The organism is Actinomycetota bacterium, assembly GCA_035536535.1.
GTDB lineage: Bacteria > Actinomycetota > JAICYB01 > JAICYB01 > JAICYB01 > DATLNZ01.
In genome coordinates this window covers 1-15,006 of the sequence record DATLNZ010000073.1, presented here as the reverse complement: position 1 = coordinate 15,006, position 15,006 = coordinate 1, and the positions used below count along the sequence as shown (strand labels likewise).

General features: G+C 68.4%; 8 protein-coding genes. All 8 read left to right on the top strand.

Features of this window, described 5'->3' with window-relative positions:
* The first annotated feature begins 64 nt into the window (after positions 1–64).
* Positions 65–3,499: a transcription-repair coupling factor gene (gene mfd, locus VNE62_04495; protein HVE91550.1), complete on the top strand. Its 3,435-nt coding sequence runs from the start codon at positions 65–67 to the stop codon at positions 3,497–3,499.
* A gap of 52 nt (positions 3,500–3,551) precedes the next feature.
* Positions 3,552–4,508: a SurA N-terminal domain-containing protein gene (locus VNE62_04490; protein HVE91549.1), complete on the top strand. Its 957-nt coding sequence runs from the start codon at positions 3,552–3,554 to the stop codon at positions 4,506–4,508.
* A 16-nt stretch (positions 4,509–4,524) separates the two neighbouring features.
* On the top strand, positions 4,525–5,379 hold the full coding sequence (gene mazG / locus VNE62_04485; protein HVE91548.1) for a nucleoside triphosphate pyrophosphohydrolase: 855 nt from the start codon (positions 4,525–4,527) through the stop codon (positions 5,377–5,379).
* Positions 5,372–6,730 (top strand): phosphopyruvate hydratase, encoded by a 1,359-nt coding sequence (gene eno / locus VNE62_04480; GenBank protein HVE91547.1) that lies wholly within the window; start codon positions 5,372–5,374, stop codon positions 6,728–6,730. The genes mazG and eno overlap by 8 nt, the downstream gene beginning before the upstream one ends.
* Entirely contained in the window at positions 6,721–7,134 is a 414-nt protein-coding gene (locus VNE62_04475) for a septum formation initiator family protein (protein ID HVE91546.1), read from the top strand. The genes eno and VNE62_04475 overlap by 10 nt, the downstream gene beginning before the upstream one ends.
* Positions 7,135–7,142: 8 nt before the next feature.
* Entirely contained in the window at positions 7,143–7,745 is a 603-nt protein-coding gene (locus VNE62_04470; GenBank protein ID HVE91545.1) for a hypothetical protein, read from the top strand.
* Positions 7,746–8,002: 257 nt separating this feature from the next.
* Positions 8,003–11,428, top strand: a complete 3,426-nt coding sequence (gene rpoB, locus VNE62_04465) for a DNA-directed RNA polymerase subunit beta (GenBank protein ID HVE91544.1) — start codon at positions 8,003–8,005, stop codon at positions 11,426–11,428.
* Positions 11,429–11,431: 3 nt separating this feature from the next.
* Positions 11,432–15,006 (top strand): DNA-directed RNA polymerase subunit beta' (locus VNE62_04460; GenBank protein HVE91543.1); only part of this gene is annotated, 3,575 nt, incomplete at its 3' end.

Genomic DNA, 15,006 nt, shown 5'->3' with positions numbered 1-15,006 from the left:
CCGCAGTCGATAAGGGCCCGGTTCTTCGGACCGGGCCCTGTCCGCGTTTCCCTGATAGGAGGCCATGGACGCACCGCTGACCCACCTGGTCGACCGCCTTGTGGCAGACCCCGAATTCACGGCGGCCGCCACGGCAGAAGGGCCGCTGCTCATGCCCGACGCCGTCCGGCCGTTTGCGCTGGCCGGTCTCGCCCGTCTGACCGGCGGGTGCGTCGTGGCGGTCGTCCCGTCGGAGCCCGACGCCGAAGCGCTGCGGGCAGCGGTGGCCGAGTTCTGTCCGGCGGCCCACCTGCCCGCGTGGGACGTCCTGCCCTACGAGGCGATGTCCCCCGACCCGCGGATATCGTCGCGGCGCATCCAGGCCCTGCGGATGCTGTCGCACGGGGAGGGCCCACGGGTGGTCGTGGCCGGAGTCCGCGGGTTCATCCAGAAGCCCGCGCCCGGAGCGGCATCCGCGGTTCCGGTGGAGTTGCCCTCGCTGGGGACCGTGGACCGTGACGAACTCGTCGCCCGTCTCGTCGATCTCGGCTACGAGCGGACCGACGTCGCTCAGGAACCGGGGACGTTCGCGGTGCGCGGCGGGATCGTGGACGTGTTCGGCGCCCAGGACACGCGGGTGGCGCGGCTCGAGCTGTTCGGCGACGAGGTGGAGTCGCTGCGCTGGGTCGATCCGGAGAGCCAGCGGTCGGTGGAGGACGCCAAGGCCGCCGTCATCGTGGCCCGCACCGAACTGCCGCCGTCGCCGGAGCTCAGGCAACGCGCCGAACGTGCGGTGGGCCGGACCACGGGAAAGTGGCTGGAGGAGGTCCGGGACCGGCTGGCGCGGCTCGCGTCGGGCGTGTTTCCCGAGGGAGGCGAGTCGCTTCTCCCGAGGATCTGGGACGAGGCTGCCGACGGGATGCACAACCTGCTGCAGTCCGGGACTCCCGTCCTTCTGTTCGACGTCAAGCGGGCGTCCGACGAGGCCGCCATGGCGGTCGAGCAAGAGGAGGAGCTGGCGGCACTGTGGTCGGAGCCCCAGCACGTCACGCCCGACCCCACGAACCGCCCTCCCGGCCGCATCCATTCGCGCGACGAGCAGTCGGTGCTGTACCTGCCCCTGGACCGGGTCCTTCAGTCGCTGCGCGAGAGCGGCACGACGATACGGACCGCGGGCGCCCTGGCCAGCGACGAGGGAACGGCGGCCTTGGACGCCCACCCGTGGGAGCCCGGACTGTCACCGCGGACGCTGCTCGAGCGTTGCCGCAGGCTTCGCGGGGAGCGCGTCGAGGTGGTGTTCTGCGCGCTGCCGCACGAGGTGGCCGCGGTCGGGACCCGGCTCGCCGAGGAAGGCCTCGGTGGCGCCCCGGTCGTTTCCTCGTCTCTGCACGGCGGCTTCGTGATGCCGTCGCTCGAGCTGGCCGTCGTCACCCACACCGAGTGGCACGCCCGGCCCCCGGCCCCCGCGCGGCCCAAGTCCCGCTCCCGGCCCCGGGCCCTCGAGGAGCTGAACCCGGGGGACCTCGTCGTGCACGTCCTGCACGGCATCGGCCGGTACGTGGGGATGGAGACCCGCGAGGTCGCCGGGTTCACGAGGGAGTACCTGATCTGTGAGTACGCCGGCGGTGACCGCCTGTTCGTCCCGTCGGACACCGCGGAGTCGCTCCAGCGGTACCTCGGGGGCGAGCAGCCGAAGCTGTCACGGCTGGGGACGACGGAGTGGGAGAGGACGAAGGCGCGCGTCCGCAAAAAGGCACGGGACATCGCCGCCGAGCTCGTGCGGCTGTACTCCGCCCGGTTGCACTCCCCGGGTCACTCCTACCCGGTGTCCAGCCCCTGGCAGCGGGAGCTGGAGGAGTCGTTTCCTTTCGACGAGACTCCGGACCAGTTGCGGGCGATCGAGGAGGTCGGCCGGGACATGGCGCGCCCAGTGCCCATGGACCGGCTGGTATGCGGCGACGTCGGCTACGGCAAGACCGAGGTGGCCGTGCGTGCCGCCTTCGCCGCCGTCGTCGAGGGAAAGCAGGTCGGGGTCCTCGTCCCGACGACGCTTCTGGCCCAGCAGCACTTCTCCACCTTCTCCGAGAGGTTCGCGCCGTTCCCCGTGAACGTGGGGCTGCTGTCCCGTTTCGCCTCGCCGTCGGAGATCGCCGGCACCGTGGCGAAGCTGGCGACCAAGGAGATCGACGTCGTGATCGGCACGCACCGCCTTTTGTCCAAGGACGTGAAGTTCGCCGACCTGGGCCTGATCATCGTCGATGAGGAACACCGGTTCGGGGTGGCGCAGAAAGAGCAGCTTCGCCGGATGCGGGTGGAGGTGGATGTGCTCACGCTCACCGCCACTCCCATCCCGCGGACCCTGGAGATGTCCATGTCGGGGATCCGCGACCTGTCCACGATCGAGACGGCGCCGGCCGCCCGCAGGCCCGTCCGGACGTTCGTCGGCCCCTTCGACGAAAGGCTGGTGACGGCGGCGATCCGACGTGAGTTGGCCCGGGGCGGCCAGGTCTTCTTCGTCCACAACCGCGTGCAGACCATCGAGCGTGAGCGCCGCCGCCTCGAGCGCCTGGTTCCGGAGGCGCGGATCGCCGTCGGACACGGACAGATGGACGAGCACGAGCTGGAGCGCGTGATGGTGTCGTTCTGGCGCAGGGAGGTGGACGTCCTTTTGTGCACGACGATCATCGAGGCCGGCCTGGACATCCCCTCGTCCAACACTTTGATCGTCGACAGGGCCGACATGCTCGGGCTCGCCCAGCTCTATCAGCTGCGGGGCCGGGTGGGCCGGGCGGGCGAGCAGGCGTACGCCTACCTGTTCTTCCCCCCGAACCTGCGTCTGACGGGTGGCGCCCACGAAAGGCTCAAGACGCTCGCGCAGTACACCGAGCTCGGGTCCGGCATGGCCATCGCGATGAAGGACCTGGAGATCAGGGGAGCCGGAAACCTTCTCGGCGCGGACCAGCACGGCCACATCGAGGCGGTCGGCTTCGAGATGTACGTCCAGCTGCTGGAGGAGGCGGCCCGGGAGCTGAAAGGAGAGCCGCCGGCCAAGCCCCCCGAGGTCCGCATGGACCTGCCGGTGGACGCATTCCTGCCTGCCGATTGGATCGACTCGGAGCCGCTGCGGCTGGCCGCGTACCGCAGGATCGCCGACACGGTCGCAGCGTCGGAGATCCAGGACGTGCGAAGCGAGCTTCGCGACCGCTTCGGCCCCCTGCCGGATCCCGCGGCCGCCCTGCTGCGCGTCGCGGAGTTGCGGGCATCCCTCCGATCCCTGGGGATCACCGACCTGTCGGTGACGCCCAATGAGCTCCACGGGCGGGTGGCCAAGATCAAGCCCGTCGCGCTGACCAGTGACTGGCAGCGGGTCCGCCTCGCCCGCAAGTACCCGCGGGCGGTTCTGTCGGAGGCGACCTCGACCCTCGTGCTCCCGGTCCCCGACCTGGACGGGACCCAGCTGCTGGACTGGCTCGAGGAGGCGACGAGGGGACTGCTGGAGCGCGACGCGGTCCCGGCATGAAGGACCTGGACACCTCCGCCGGTCGATGGTGCGCGTGATATCGTCCCGCCTGATGCGCTCCCGGCACCTCATTGTCCTTGCTGCCGCCTGCGCCCTCGCGGCCACCTCCTGCGCGGCGCTGACCCCCGCGGCTGCGATCGTCAACAGCGAGAAGATCCCGGAGTCGGAGGTCGAGCAGGAAGTGCTCCAGCTGCGGGAGGACCCCGAGGCCAAGGAGTTCCTCAAGGAAGCGAGCGGCCGCGGCCAGCTCCGCCGGCAGATCCTCGGGACTCTGATCCGCACGGAGGTGTCGCGCCAGTACGCCGAGCGCAACCGGATCTCGGTGACCGAGGCCGACGTGGACCGCGACATCGAGCAGGCCCGCGCGCAGGTCGGCGGCGAAGAGGCCTTCGAGGAGATCCTGAAGTCCAGAAAGATCTCGCGGGATCGCCTCCGGGTGCTGATCAGGCGCAACGCGCTGCAGCAGCGCATCGCCGAGATCGCGGCGAAGGACGTCCGCCTGGACGAGGCCGTATCGAGGTCGTTCTACGACCAGAACCCCAGCCGGTTCCCCGAGGTGCGGGTGTCCCAGATGACCCTGCGGACACGCCCGGAGGCCGAGCAGGCGATGGCGCAGGTGAACTCGGGACGCCCCTTCGCCGAGATCGCCCGGGCGCAGTCGGTGGACCCCGCCGCCCGCTCGGGGGGCGACGTGGGTTGGTTGTCGGCCGAGCAATTCGGTCCCGCCGGCGAGCAGGTGCAGGCGGCTCCCATCGGGGGGATCGTCGGCCCCCTTCAGGTCGCCGGCGGTTTCGCCGTCTATCAGGTGCGCGAGCGGCGGACCGCTCCCTTTGAGGAGGTGCGCCCTCAAATCGAGCAGCAGCTATCCCAGCAGGCCCGGGAGCAGGCGCTGCAGCAGTTTCTGGAGCGCGAGCTCAAGGGGGCGAAGATCGTCGTCAATCCGAAGTACGGAAAGTTCGACGCCGAGGAGCTGTTGGTCACCAGAGGGCCGCAGTCGCTGCCCGAGTGACGCCGGCACAGGCGCTATGAGCGCCGAGGTGCCCGGCCCCCGGGGCCCTGCCCTGGCTCCCGAGGTCGCCTCGAAGGTGGTCGAACCGGCCCCCGAGCCGTTCCGGCGCCTGGTCGAGGTCATCGCGCAGCTGCGGTCCCCCGGCGGCTGTCCCTGGGACCGGGAACAGACCCACGAAAGCCTCGCCCGGTATCTGCTCGAGGAGACATACGAGGTCCTCGAGGCCATCGACACAAAGGACCCGCAAGCCCTGCGCGAGGAGCTTGGCGACGTGCTGCTGCAGGTCGTGCTTCACGCTCAGGTGGCGGCGGACTCCGGCGCCTTTACGATCACCGACGTCGTGTCGGGGCTGCGGACAAAACTCGTGACGCGCCATCCGCACGTCTTCGGCGACGTGAAGGTGTCGCGCTCCGACGAAGTACTGGCCAACTGGGAGAAGTCCAAACGCGCCCAGAAGGGGACGTCCGTGATGCACGGGATCCCCAGCGCGATGCCCGCCCTCTCTCGGGCGGCGAAACTGGTCCGGCGGGCGGCCCAGACCGGCTTCGACTGGTCCTCCGCCGACGCCGCGGCCGCGAAGCTGGACGAGGAGCTGTCCGAGCTGCACGAGGAGATGGCCCGCGACGACCCCAGGGCGGACCGGCTGGAGGCCGAGGTCGGCGACGTGCTGCTGGCGGCGGTGGCGTTGTCGCGCAAGGTGGGCGTCGAGCCGGAGACCGCCCTGCGGCGCTCGGCGGACCTTTTCCGCAGGCGTTTCGACGCGATGGAGGAGATGGCTGCGGCGGACGGCCGTGAGCTCGAATCCTTGTCGCAGCGCGACTGGGCGGAATACTGGGACAAGGCCAAGGGCCTGGAGGACTCTATTGCGTAGCTCACCCGTTGCACCCACCACCCTCGAGCGTGTCTGGGCGAGGGAGATCCTGGACTCACGCGGAAACCCCACGATCGAGGTGGAGGTGCGGCTGGAGTCCGGAGCGCTCGGCCGCGCGGCCGTCCCCTCCGGCGCGTCCACCGGTGCCCACGAGGCCCACGAACTGCGCGACGGCGACCACAGATTCGGGGGTCGCGGAGTGCTTCGCGCGGTGGAGGCGGTCCGGGACCGGATCGCACCGGAGATCCTCGGCCGCGACGCCGTGGACCAGCGGGGCCTGGACGACGCCCTGTCCGTCATGGACGCCACCCCCAACCTCGCGTCCCTGGGGGCGAACGCCGTCCTGGGCGTCTCTCTGGCGGCGGCCAAGGCCGTGGCCGGCCACACCGGGCTCTCCCTGCACCGGTACCTGGGAGGTCCCGGGTCCGGGATCCTGCCCGTTCCCTACTTCAACGTCATCAACGGCGGTGCGCACGCCGACAATGCGGTGGACGTCCAGGAGTTCATGGTCGCCCCGATAGGACTTCCCACGTTCGCCGACGCGCTGCGCGCGGGAGCGGAGATATACGCCTGTCTGCGGTCCCAGGCCCGGTCCAGCGGACTGAACGTCAACGTCGGCGACGAAGGGGGCATCGCCCCGGACGTCCAGTCCACGCGCCACGCGCTGGACCTCATCGTCGAGGCCGTCGAGGTCGCCGGCTACGAGGCCGGCCGTGACGTGGTCCTCGCGCTGGACGTCGCGGCGACCGAGTTGTGGCAGGACGGGTCCTATTCCGTGGAGGGACAGGTCATCTCGCCGGCACAGATGACCGACTTCCTGGACCGCCTCATCGCCGATTACCCGATCGTCTCCATCGAGGACGGGTGCGCGGAGGAGGACTGGGACGGCTGGGCGGAGCTCACGGAGCGCATGGGGCACCGGGTCCAGTTGCTGGGCGACGACCTTCTCGTGACCAACCCCGACCGGCTGGCGCGTGCCATTGAGGAGGACTGCGCCAACGCAGTGCTGGTGAAGCCGAATCAGATAGGCACGCTCACCGCGACGCTGGACACAATCGCGCTGGCGAGACGGGCCGGCTGGTCGGCAATGATGTCCCACCGCTCGGGCGAGACCGAGGACACGACAATCGCCCATCTCGCCGTGGCCACCGGTGTGGGCCAGATCAAGGCGGGCGCCCCCGCACGCGGCGAGCGCACCGCGAAGTACAACGAACTGTTGCGCATCGAGGAGGAGCTCGGATCGGGGGCCAGGTACGCGGGTTGGACGGCGCTGCCGCTGGACGTCGGAGTTCCGTCTGACGAGGCGCAGCCGCCGGCGGCGGACCAGGAGTCCGCGACCTCGTGGCAGTGATCACCAAGGTGCGGGAGGCCGTCGGCTCTTCCCGGCCCGCCCGTGAAAAGGACCCGCAACGCCGGACCCTGCTCGGGATCGGACTCGTCATCGCGGCCTTTCTCGTCTTCTTCCCGACGAAGCAGCTCGTCGTCCAGCGGACCCGGATGGCCAGGCTCGAGACGCGGCTGGAGGTGCTCACCGAGGAGAACCGGCGGCTCGAGCGCCAGGTGGACCGGCTGCAGGATCCGGGGGAGCTCGAGCTGCTCGCGCGTGCCAGGCTCGGACTCGTGAAGCCGGGGGAACAGGCTTACCTGCTGGTGGCCACCCCCAGCCCGTCGCCGGCGGTCCGGGCCACCGGGCAGCCGAAGCGTCCGTGGCCGTCCAGAGCCTGGGACTGGGTCACGGACCTGTTCGGCGACTGAGCCCGCCGATGCCGGCCCGCACAAGGGTGCCGAGACGGGCACTGGCCGTGATCGCGCTCATCGCACTGGCCGCCTGCGGCGGCCAGGGCGTCGACTCCGACGATGCCCCGCTCGTGCAGTTCGACTCACCCACGCCCGGCCCCCAACGTGTGGCCGTTCACACGCTGGCCCCGGGCGTGACGCCGACGCCGCGGCCCACGCCCCCCCCGACAGCGACGCCCGGGCCCACCGCGGTCCCCCTGGCGCCGCCCCGCTCGACTTCGATCCGCGCTGCGGCCGGCACGCAGGCGGGAGCCCCGGCCTCGTACTGCTGGACGTCCGGCGCCGCCAGCCGTTGCCAGGACTTCCCCCCGCCGTCCCAGCCGGCCGGCTTGGCCGTCCGCCGCGGGGAGGCGGTCCTGCTCGTGGTCGACGCCGACCGGCCTCCCGACTCCGAGTCGATCCGGCCCTTTCAGGGGGAAAGAAACTCGTACCCGACACAGCAGATCGACCCCGCCAGGGAGACGACGCTGACCATCGACCTGGATCCGGGCGAGTGGCACGTGGACCTCTGCGCCGCGTGGACCGGCAACGGCCAGCCCTGCTGGCTGTTCCGCATCCAGGTTTCCTGACCCCCTGACCTGCGGTTACGCCTCCCAGGACGTCTGGAGCCTTGACTCGGCCGACGCATCCGGTGTATCAACTACGCATCCGCGATTGGGAAGCTGCCATCGTCTCTTGACGCCGGTATAGCTCGCGTCTATACTGGCCGTTCCGCCATGTCCGGGGCCCGTTGTCGATTTCGTCGTGCCGCGCGCCCCGCGCCTGGCCCCCGCGGTTCCCGGATCAGATAAACGGACCCCCGAAGGGAGGGAGACGATTGGCGGACGTGTCCGCATCGCCTCGCACCGGTTCCAGGCAGCGCCTTTCTTTCCAGAAGATCAAGGACATCCTCGACCTCCCCGACCTGATCGGGATCCAGCGCGACTCCTTCGCGGCCTTTAAGTCCGAAGGCATCGGAGAGGCCTTTCGTGACGTTTCTCCCATCGAGGACTTCACCGGCAACCTCGCTCTCGAGTTCTCCGGCCACTGGTTTGAAGAGCCGAAGCACTCGGTGGAGGAGTGCCGGGAAAAGGACATCACCTACTCCGCCCCGCTGTTCGTGAAGGCCCGCTTTGTAAACAAGACGACCGGCGAGCTGAAGGAGCAGACGGTTTTCCTCGGGGACTTCCCGATGATGACCGAGAAGGGCACCTTCGTCATCAACGGCACCGAGCGGGTCGTCGTATCCCAGCTGGTGAGGTCTCCCGGCGTCTACTTCGACCGCACTCTGGACAAGACCTCGGACAGAGAGCTCGTCTCGTGCCGGGTGATCCCGTCGCGCGGCGCGTGGCTTGAGTTCGAGATGGACCGCCGGGACACGATCGGCGTCCGCATCGACCGCAAGCGCCGCCAGAACGCAACCGTGCTGCTGCGGGCGCTGCGGGCCTTCACGTTCGACCTGAAGACCGGGGCAGTCGAGCTCAACAGGGAGATCCTGGACAAGGAGATCCCCAACGAGGACATCCTCAAGGAACTCGGGGAGTCCCAGGCTCTCCTGGAGACGCTAAACCGCGACGCCATCCGCACGCCGGGCGAGGCGCTGATGGACATATACCGCAAGCTCCGCCCTGGCGAGCCCCCCACGGCCGAGTCCGCCGGAGCGCTCGTGCTGGGCATGTACTTCAACCCCAAGCGCTACGACCTGGCAAAGGTCGGCCGCTACAAGATCAACGCAAAGCTCGACCTCAACCTGCCCGACGCCGTCACGGTCGTCACCAACAAAGACATTGCCTCGGCCCTCAAGTACCTGGTGCAGCTGCACGAGGGCAACCCCGACTTCGACACCGACGACATCGACCACTTCGGCAACCGCCGGGTGCGGTCCGTGGGCGAGCTCATCGCCAACCAGGTTCGGATCGGCCTGGCCCGGATGGAGCGGGTCATCAAGGAGCGCATGTCCACCCAGGACGCCGAGGCGATCACGCCGCAGTCCCTGGTCAACATCCGCCCGCTCACGGCATCCATCAAGGAGTTCTTCGGGACGTCGCAGCTGTCGCAGTTCTCGCAGCAGACCAACCCCCTGGACTCCCTCACGCACCTGCGGCGGCTGTCCGCCCTGGGGCCGGGCGGTCTGTCCCGTGAGCGCGCCGGGTTCGAGGTGCGCGACGTCCACCCCTCGCACTACGGCAGGATGTGCCCGATCGAGACTCCCGAGGGCCCGAACATCGGCCTCATCGGTTCCCTTTCCTCCTTCGCGCGGGTGAACCCCTACGGGTTCATCGAGACCCCCTACCGGAAGGTGGAGAACGGCCGCGTCACCGAGCGGATCGACTACCTGACCGCCGATAAGGAGGACAAGTACGTCATCGCGCAGGCCAACGCGACGCTGGACGAAAAGGGCCGCTTTGTGGCCGATCACGAGCTGTGCAGGTCCAAGGGCGGCGAGATCGTCTGGGTCGAGCCCGGCAAGATCGACTACATGGACGTGTCACCAAAGCAGATCGTGTCGGTGGCCGCGGCCCTGATCCCGTTTTTGGAGCACGACGACGCCAACCGGGCGCTGATGGGTTCGAACATGCAGCGTCAGTCGGTTCCCCTGCTCCGCACGGAGGCCCCGCTGATCGGCACCGGCATGGAGACGATCGCAGCCCGTGGGGCCGGCGAGATCGTCGTGTGCGAGCAGGCCGGGACAGTGAAGGAGGTCTCGGCGGAGTCGATCACGATCACCCATCGCGACGGGTCCGACCGCACCTACCTGCTGGCGAAATTCGAGCGGTCCAACCAGGGCACCTGCGTCAACCACAAGCCGATCGTCATTGAGGGCCAGAAGGTGGCCGCCGGCGAGGTCATCTCCGACGGCCCCTGCACCGAGGGCGGCGAGCTCGCGCTCGGCCGCAACATGCTCGTGGCTTTCATGCCCTGGGAGGGGCACAACTACGAGGACGCGATCATCGTGTCCGAGCGGCTGGTCCGCGACGACGTCCTGACATCGATTCACATCGAGGAGCACGAGGTCGAGGCGCGGGACACGAAGCTCGGCCCCGAGGAGATCACCCGCGACATCCCCAACGTTTCCGAGGAGCTGCTCAAGGACCTCGACGACCGCGGCATCATCCGCGTGGGGGCCGAGGTCGCGCCGGGCGACATCCTCGTCGGCAAGGTCACGCCGAAGGGTGAGTCGGAGCTGACGCCCGAGGAGCGTCTGCTGCGCGCCATCTTCGGTGAGAAGGCGAGGGACGTCCGCGACACGTCTTTGAAGGTCCCCCACGGCGAGTCCGGCACGATCATCGCCGTCAAGGTCTTCACCCGTGAGGACGAAGACGAGCTGCCGCCGGGTGTGAACCAACTGGTGCGCGTTTACGTCGCGCAGAAGCGCAAGGTTTCCGACGGGGACAAGCTCGCCGGCCGCCACGGCAACAAGGGAGTCATCTCCAAGGTCCTGCCGATGGAGGACATGCCCTTTCTGCCCGACGGCACACCGGTGGACATCATCCTCAACCCCTTGGGCGTCCCGTCGCGGATGAACCTGGGACAGGTCCTGGAGACGCACCTGGGATGGGTGGCAAAGTCCGGATGGAGCTTTGACCGCATGCCCGACTGGATGAAGGGGTCCGGCTGGGACGCCTCGGCACGCGAGGTGCCGGGTCCCATCAACATCGCGACGCCGGTCTTCGACGGCGCCCGCGAAAACGAGATCAAGGACCTCCTCATCCACGCCGGAACGAACGGCAACGGATCCGCGAAGCTGGTCGACGAGCACGGGCGGGCGCAGCTGTTTGACGGGCGCACCGGCGAGCCGTTCGACCAGTCGGTCACGGTGGGCTACATCTACATCCTGAAGCTGCTCCACCTGGTGGACGACAAGATCCACGCCCGCTCCACCGGCCCCTACTCGATGATCACGCAGCAGCCTCTGGGTGGTAAGGCCCAGTTCGGCGGCCAGCGGTTCGGGGAGATGGAGGTTTGGGCGCTCGAGGCCTACGGGGCCGCTTTCGCCCTGCAGGAACTGCTTACCGTCAAGTCCGACGACGTCCTCGGCCGCGTCAAGGTCTACGAGGCCATCGTGAAGGGGGAGAACATCCCCGAGCCGGGCATCCCGGAGTCCTTCAAGGTGCTCATCAAGGAGATGCAGTCGCTGTGCCTGAACGTCGAGGTCCTGTCGGCGACCGGCCAGCAGATCGAAGTCAAGGAGTCAGACGAGGACTACAGGGTGCAGGAAGAGCTAGGCATCGACCTGTCCCGTCCGGAGCGCGCGAGCGGGGAGGAGCTCTAACACATGGCGACCCAAACGGACGAGAAGGTACACCGCGTCCAGGACGTCAACGAATTCGACCAGCTTCGCATCGGCATGGCTACGGCGGAGCAGATCCGCATGTGGTCCAACGGCGAGGTGCGCAAGCCGGAGACGATCAACTACCGGACGCTCAAGCCCGAGCGTGACGGGCTTTTCTGCGAGCGCATCTTCGGTCCCACCAAGGACTGGGAGTGCGCCTGCGGCAAGTACAAGCGGGTCCGCTTTAAAGGCATCATCTGCGAGCGCTGTGGCGTAGAGGTCACCCGCACCCGCGTGCGCCGCGAGCGGATGGGCCACATCGAGCTGGCCGCCCCCGTCGCGCACATCTGGTTCTTCAAGGGCGTGCCGTCGAGGCTCGGCTACCTGCTCGACCTGGCCCCCAAGGACCTCGAGAAGATCATCTACTTCGCCGCCCACGTGGTCACTCAGGTGGACGTCGAAAAGCGCGAGCGGGACATGCCGCGCCTGGAGTCGCAGCTTTCGCGCATGAAGGAGGACCTTCGCTCTGAGGCGGAGACCGCCAAGGCACGGCGTGCCAAGGATCTGGAGCGTGCGCTCAAGGAGCTGGAGGCCCAGGGCGCCAAGTCGCCTGCCGTGAAGGCCAAGCACAAGGAGCACGACAACGCGGTCCGCGAGATCGACCGTCGCGTCGAAAAGCAGACCGAGCTGATGGACCGCGCCTGGGAGGAGTTCCAGAAGCTGGCTCCCAAGCAGCTGATCGCCGAGGACGTCTGGCGCCAGCTTCGCGACTCCTACAACGACTACTTCAAGGGAGGCATGGGGGCCGAGGCGATCAAGGATCTGCTCCGCGCCCTGAACATGACCCAGGAGATCGAGGACCTGCGCACCATGACCAAGGAGAACAAGGGTCAGAAGCGCATCCGGGCGATCAAGCGCCTGAAGGTCATGGAGGCCCTGCTGCAGTCCGGCAACACGCCGATGGCCATGATCCTGGACGTCACCCCGGTCATCCCGCCCGACCTGCGCCCGATGGTGCAGCTGGACGGAGGCCGCTTCGCCACCTCCGACCTCAACGACCTGTACCGCCGCGTCATCAACCGCAACAACCGCCTCAAGCGGCTGCTGGACCTGGGCGCCCCCGAGATCATCGTCAACAACGAAAAGCGCATGCTCCAGGAGGCCGTCGACGCGCTGTTCGACAACGGACGCCGCGGCCGCCCCGTCACGGGGCCCGGCAACCGCCCGCTCAAGTCGCTGTCGGACATGCTCAAGGGCAAGCAGGGCCGGTTCCGCCAGAACCTTCTGGGGAAGCGTGTCGACTACTCGGGCCGCTCCGTGATCGTCGTCGGGCCGGACCTCAAGCTGCACCAGTGCGGCCTGCCCAAGGTCATGGCTCTGGAGCTGTTCAAGCCCTTCGTCATGAAAAAGCTCGTGGACGAGGGACTGGCAACCAACATCAAGTCCGCCAAGCGGATGGTGGAGCGGCAGCGTCCGCAGGTCTGGGACGTGCTCGAGGAGGTCATCAGCGACCACCCGGTGATGCTCAACCGCGCACCGACGCTTCACCGCCTCGGCATCCAGGCCTTTGAGCCCATCCTGGTCGAGGGCAAGGCGATCCAGATCCACCCGCTGGTGTGCCCGGCCTTTAACGCCGACTTCGACGGCGACCAGATGGCGGTCCACGTGCCCCTGTCGCCGGAGTCACAGGCTGAGGCCCGGCTGCTGATGCTGTCGACGCACAACATCCTGTCCCCGGCCCACGGCCGTCCGACGGTCACGCCGACGCACGACATGATCCTCGGCTCCTGGTATCTCACGACGCCTCAGGAGGGCATGATCGGGGAGGGCAAGGTCTTCTCGTCGCCAACGGAGGCCGTCATGGCTTTCGAGGCGCAGGACGGCAAGAACCCGTGGCTCCACGTCCACGCCAAGGTGAGAGTCCGCACGGACCGGCCGCTCGAGGCCGGCGACGCCGCCTTTGATGACAAGGACGGGCCGCACATCATCGAGACCACCGTCGGACGGGCCATCTTCAACTCGGCCCTGCCGTCCACTTTCCCGTGGGTCAACCACCACGTAGGCAAGAAAGAGATGGGCCAGATCGTGGACGGCCTGATCAGCCGCTACAACAAGGCCGTCGTCGCCGAGACCCTGGACCGCATCAAGGCGATGGCCTTCCGGTTCGCCACCAAGGCCGGCATATCGGTGTCGGTGGACGACGTGGTCGTGCCGCCGGAGAAGCCGAAGATCCTGGACCGCTACGAAAAGGAGGCGGACCGCGTCGAGGCCAACTACTCGCGCGGGGTTCTGACCGACGATGAGCGGCGCCAGGAGCTCATCGAGATCTGGGAGAAGGCCAAGGACGAGGTCTCGCGCGCGATGGAGGCCAACTTCCACCCGCTCAACTCGATCTTCATGATGGCCCACTCCGGCGCCCGCGGGAACATGACGCAGATCCGGCAGCTGGCCGGCATGCGAGGCCTGGTCGCCAACCCGAAGGGCCAGATCATCCCGCGGCCCATCAAGACCAACTTCCGCGAGGGCCTGACCGTCCTCGAGTACTTCATCTCCACCCACGGCGCCCGCAAGGGGCTGGCCGACACGGCTCTTCGTACCGCCGACTCCGGCTACCTGACCAGGCGGCTGGTGGACGTGGCCCAGGAGATCATTGTCCGCGAGGTCGACTGCGGCACTGAGAAGGGTGTGCCGATCGAGGCCAAGGCTCTGCGGACCGACACCGACTGGGACAGCCGGATCTTCAGCCGAACGCTGGCCGACCCCGTGAAGGTCGGCAAGCAGACGATCCTCAAAAAGGGCACAGAGCTCGGACGTCCGGAAGTCGCGACCCTGCGGGCCTCGGGCGCCGAGGAGATCGTCGTGCGCACCGTGCAGACCTGCGAGTCCACGGTCGGCGTGTGCGCCATGTGCTACGGACGCAACCTGGCCTCCGGACGCCTCGTGGACATCGGTGAGGCGGTGGGGATCATCGCCGCGCAGTCCATCGGCGAGCCGGGCACGCAGCTGACGATGCGGACGTTCCACACCGGTGGTGTCGCCGGTGAGGACATCACGCACGGCCTTCCCCGAGTCGTCGAGCTTTTCGAGGCCCGGCACCCGAAGGGGGCCGCGAACCTGGCGGAGATCTCCGGGCGCATCACCGTGGAGGAGAAGGAGAAGAACCGGGAGATCGTCATCACCGACGACTCCGGCGACGAGGCCCGCTACTCGGTGCCCCGGCGTGTGCGGCTGCGCTACGGCGAAGGCGACACCATCGCTGCCGGTGAGCAGCTGTTCGAGGGCGCGGCCGACCCCAAGGAGATCCTCAAGATCCGTGGTATCGGCGATGTCCAGCGCTACCTGGCGACCGAGGTGCAGCAGGTGTACGCGTCGCAGGGAGTGACGATCCATGACAAGCACATCGAGCTGATCGCCAAGCAGATGCTTCGCCGTGTCTCGGTGGTCGAGCCGGGTGACACCGACTTCCTTCCCGGACAGCTGGTCGACCGTCTGGTCTTCCAGGCCGAGAACCTGCGCGTGGTCGAGGCGGGCGGGGAGCCGGGCCGGGGCCGTCCCGAGCTGATGGGCATCACCAAGGC